The following is a 4,581-nucleotide window of genomic DNA, read 5'->3' as shown; positions in this document are numbered from 1 at the left end:
AGAGTATTGACATTAACATGTGTTTTTTTACATGTTAGTGTCATGTGGCAACGTTAGTGGGTTGGAGTGCCTGATGACTGGACAAGAACGTCTGGCGGAACTGGGGCTAAATGCGGTGAAAGCATCCTATTATCTTGAGCTTCCGGTCGAAATCATTGCTTCCGCCTGTGCTGAGGAAGAGCCTCCTGTCTGGTTGGATATCTGTCTCACAGCAATGGAGGATGAGGCGGAAGAGGACGATGATGCCTTCACCTATCTTCAAGTAGGCGCTGATTTTCAGGGTACGAGTTGGTCTGAAGTTACGGCGCGGCAAGCGGTCCCGATCATTATTGAGTACGCCCAGAGGGGTGAGATTATGACCTATGCCGATTTGGATCGCGAGTTGCGCGCTCGAGACCCAGAACGTAAGAACGCTGGCACCTTACCTAAATATGCTCGACCGCTTGGACTAATTGGCGCTGTCATTGACCAGATCCGTTCAGAGGCGCGGCTAAAGGATGGAGCTGTATCGAGAGAATACGATCAGATTCCGCCGCTAGAGGTAATTGTTACGCGCGGGAAGACGGGTATGCCCGGCACAGGAGCTGATGGGTTCTTAGTCAGCTATCTCACCGCCATGGGCGAGAAAAACGTCGAGGATCGCCTGCATTTCGAGCGTAAGGCACTCTACGAAAAAGCACAGAAGAGCGTGATGGCCTATGATAAGTGGGGGCTTTTGCTCAGCTTGAGCAAAAAGTGACGCTGGCTAAACTTGCCATAAAGCAGAGTAGCTTGGGCTTATGCAGGAGCCTTTGAGCTACTCACAAAACTGGATCTGTGATGGCTCATTTTTTTACTGCTGACACCCACTTTTCCGACGATTCAGTGCGCCGTTTTTTTAGTCGCCCCTTTGCCTCGGTCGAGAAAATGGATGCTGCGATGGTTGAGCGTGCCGCAATTGTTGGAGCAGAGGATGATCTGTGGATCGTTGGCGACTTTGCAGCCTGTGAAACCGACAGAGGCCGAGAGGCTGCACGGGCAGCGTTTTGGGCCTTGTCTGGACGCAAGCACTTGGTGCGCGGCAATCACGATCCAGATTGGTTAGTCCAGACGCTACCATGGGCTTCAGTCCATGACCTGGTCGAGGTCGAAGTTATGGGCAACCGTTTTGTTCTTTGCCATTACCCTTTAGTGACCTGGAACGGCGCGCGAGCAGGCACGATACAGATTTTCGGCCATGTTCATACCAGATGGCGTGGTGCTGAAGGGCAGATCAATGTTGGTGTGGAGCAATGGGATTTCGCTCCAGTAAAATCGGATCAAGCCGAACTAGCCGCGATGACCATGCCGCCATCGCGGATGCACAAGAAGGCAGAAGGATTGTCTTAGTAATGCTTGACAAGATCTGACAGCGCTTACGTTCTGCGCCACGGCCACCACCTGGCGACTGTCGCTGAAGTGGTAGTCCGCTGATCGGTCAGGAGGGCAGTTGCCTGTTGCCGCCAGCGGTCCCGATCTTCCTTTAGGTCGGATGAGATTTCACGCTCTCGGTTCAGCATGGCTTCCAAAGCTTCAATGCGTTCCAGCAGGCGGGTTCCATCCGGTTGCGCATCGCTTCTTTTCGAACTGTCAGGGGGTTCCATGTTGAACGCCCGAGACAATTCAGCAGGATCAATCGAATAGCTGCCGTCGTCATGCCGGGTCGCGCTGAGCTTTCCTGTTTTTATGGCTCTGTTGATGGTTGACTTGCTCTTGCCTGCCAGCTTCGCGGCCTGGGAAAGGGAGAGTTCTGGCATGGTTGCGTACCGCGTCATTTGAGGTTTCGTCTGGAACCCCTTCTCCGTGGACGGAGAAGGCGGCGCGCGCAAGGTCGGCATCGCGGCGGGGTACGGTGAGATTTCCGGCCTTGAAGGTACGCCCGACACGATCCGCCCAGTTCTCGCGCTCAGCCCTGGTCAGGCCATGCCACCACGTCAGGGCCGGTTCGGACTGCGGTTCATCGGCAATGAGGGGCGGGGCATCGTCGGTGTCCTGCTGGCGACGCCGGGTGTTTCGATGGCGTTCATTCTCGGCCACTGTCTCGGCTGCATGGCGAGGATCTTTCCAGTTCCAATCAAAGCGCACCGCATGGACGGCCCGCCCACGTTTTTCGAGGGTCATTTTTACCGTGACGGTGCCATAGTCGTTGATTGCTTCAATGGCTGGGTCGAGGACACGCGCTCGGAAATTGTTGAAGCGGTCATAAGATCGCTGTGCATCGGTCCCCATGAGGGAGCGCAGTTCTTCCAATGTGAACGTCCAGTAGGGCCTGCCGAGGCGCCTCTTGTCGGCAAGGATCGCGTAGAGTTGGCGGCCATGGCCGGTCAGGCGGTGTGCGGCATGGGCCTCGATCTTGGTAAAGTTCGAAGGGCTGCGGAGGGCGTGAACGCCTGCGGGCGGGATCAGCAACCGGGCCATGCTGCCGCCCTGGGTGATGTGCCATTCGGCTAACACTACTGCGCCCCATGGATCGCCCCGGTATTCGCCAGACAGCTTCACGCCGGTTAGGCGGTCAAGGCATTCTCGGAGCCAGACGTTGTCGGCTCGGCCGCCCTCGCCGCGCAGGCGGAGAGTGGGAATTTCGAGCCAGACCGCATTGGGAATAGTGGCGGGCACTCGCTGCTCATCAAGCGCAGCTGCGATCTCCCACACGGCCGAAACCATGGCCGGGGTCAGAGTTCGATCTGATCGAAGCGCAACAGCGCTGGATGGCACAGTAATCTCTCTCATAGCTACAATCTAAAACTCGATATGTAGCAAGTAAACAGTAGTTTTACCCCTCCGGCATGTAGTCGCTACCCCTCCGGCATGTAGTCGCTACCCCTCCGGCATGTAGTCGCTACCCCTCCGGCGTGTAGTCTCCAGCCCTCCGGGGTGTAGTCGTGAAGCCCTCTAGTGTCAGTGTCGGGTGTCGCGGGGAGCGAAGCGACACGCGACACGCGACACCCGACACTCCAGCGAAACAGGTCTGCGAAGGCGGACCGATCCTGGGTGAAGCTCAGGCTGAGCCAGACCCTGTCCCGCTCTCACTAGGAAGGGCTGTAGGGGCAGGGTCTGGCGTGCTGATGCGTGTAACGCTCCCCCAAGCCTCGAAACCGGCAGCCCATGCTGGTGAAAATTGGGTTTTGGCGAGTGTAACGCTGCCAAATTGCATTTCCTGCTACAGTCCCACCCTACAGCCCGTGATCGTAGTCGTCGTCATGGCTGCGTTCGCGCCGTTCCGTGTGAACCGCATGGGGTTCCTCCACCTGCTCCCGGTGGGGCTCGTGGAGAGCTTGGCTGTGCTGGGGAAGATCAAGGCCCAGGTGGCGATTGTAGCGCTCCACCAGTTCAAAGCTTTCCTCGGGCCAGAGCCGTTCGGGTTTCAAGTGCTGAGCCGGATCCTCAATGCGGAGGTTTTTGACAAGGGCTTCGGCCTGGGCGCAGAACACCCCGCACTTGGCGATCACCGCGCCCAGGTGCAGCCGATCGACCAGCGACGGAAACCACTTGCGGCCCGCCTCGTGCCCATCGGGACGGCGCAGCTTGTCCAGACCCATGCCGAAACTGAAGGCCGTTTCGACGATCTGCTCGGCGCCTTGGCGTAAGGCCGAGATCAGCTTCCAGGTGTTTGGCTCAAAGAGCCTTGCTTCTTCGACAGCGTCTCGGGAGAGGCTGCCTGGGGGCGGCTCGTAGGCGTGGGGATCCTCCTTGTGGCGGCTGATCTCGCCCCTGAGTAGCAGGTAGTCGCGCAGCCGGTCCGTGTCGTTCCAGGACAGGTCTACGGCCTGCAATGCCCCTAGGACGCTCTCAGAGGGCCGCTGGACGGCCTCACGGGCCTTGTCCAGTACCGCACCATAGGTTTCCGGTGACAGGTGCGCACGGGCCGTCAGATCGCGTCTGAGGCCCCGTGTGATGCTGTGGTCGAGGTGTTCCTGACACCATTCGGCCCAGGAGGTCTGCAAGGCGGCGTATTCGTTGCGCTCGCCTGTGGCGGCCTTCAGCTCATTGAGGGGCTTCTGGGTGGAGATGATCGGCTTGCCGCGGCTGTCGCGCACCGGGGCGATCATCAGGTCCACGACCGCGCCGCCTTTCTCGTCCAGATCGAGGCGCACCCCGAAGACCGCGCCCTTGCCGGCCCAGCTTTCCGCCCAAGCCTTGGCCTGCTCGAACAGGGCGACGTTGCGGGGATTGGCACGGTCATGGAGATCCCCGGTCTGCTGGACCCATTCCGGAGACACGACGCAGAGGGCCTGCATGGCGAGCGGGGCGTTCTTGCGCTCCCCGGCCCCCAGCTCGGCCTTGTGGGCCTTGAAGGCCGCCAGGTAGTCGCGGTCGCTGCTCTCGGCCTTGGACCAAGCCAAGGCTTCCCCTGCGACTGCACCCTCCCGAACCCGCGCCTGGCCGATCTCGTCATGGCGCTCGGCGTGGAGGGAGAGACCGCGCAGCTGGGCGACGGTTTTGATCTTGTTGACGCGGATGGCTGACTTGAACATGCGGGCAGCCTAGGGTGGCGAGGCAGAATTGTCATTTGAAATGACAACCCACTAGGCAATCCACTTCGTGCCGCTCCGCTGATTGCCA

Annotated in this window: 4 protein-coding genes; 2 read left to right on the top strand and 2 right to left on the bottom strand. The window is 59.2% G+C overall.

Annotation, left to right across the window (positions count from 1 at the left end):
* Positions 1–73: 73 nt before the first annotated feature.
* Positions 74–739 (top strand): hypothetical protein, encoded by a 666-nt coding sequence (locus JX613_RS19455; protein ID WP_139599782.1) that lies wholly within the window; start codon positions 74–76, stop codon positions 737–739.
* A gap of 80 nt (positions 740–819) precedes the next feature.
* The gene (locus JX613_RS19450; RefSeq protein ID WP_207103129.1) at positions 820–1,368 is read left to right on the top strand and encodes a metallophosphoesterase; all 549 of its coding nucleotides are present in this window, start codon (positions 820–822) and stop codon (positions 1,366–1,368) included.
* Between the two features lie 303 nt (positions 1,369–1,671).
* Here the strand turns inward: JX613_RS19450 and JX613_RS19445 are convergent, their stop codons facing one another.
* Positions 1,672–2,682 (bottom strand): replication initiation protein, encoded by a 1,011-nt coding sequence (locus tag JX613_RS19445; RefSeq protein ID WP_207103128.1) that lies wholly within the window; start codon positions 2,680–2,682, stop codon positions 1,672–1,674.
* 509 nt (positions 2,683–3,191) lie between these two features.
* A complete protein-coding gene (locus tag JX613_RS19440) occupies positions 3,192–4,493 on the bottom strand; it encodes a plasmid recombination protein (protein WP_207103127.1) in 1,302 nt (433 codons plus the stop codon).
* Positions 4,494–4,581 lie beyond the last annotated feature (88 nt).

The organism is Paracoccus shandongensis (assembly GCF_017315735.1).
Lineage (GTDB): Bacteria > Pseudomonadota > Alphaproteobacteria > Rhodobacterales > Rhodobacteraceae > Paracoccus > Paracoccus shandongensis.
Note: the sequence above shows the minus strand (reverse complement) of the source record. Positions and strands in the feature narration are given on the sequence as shown.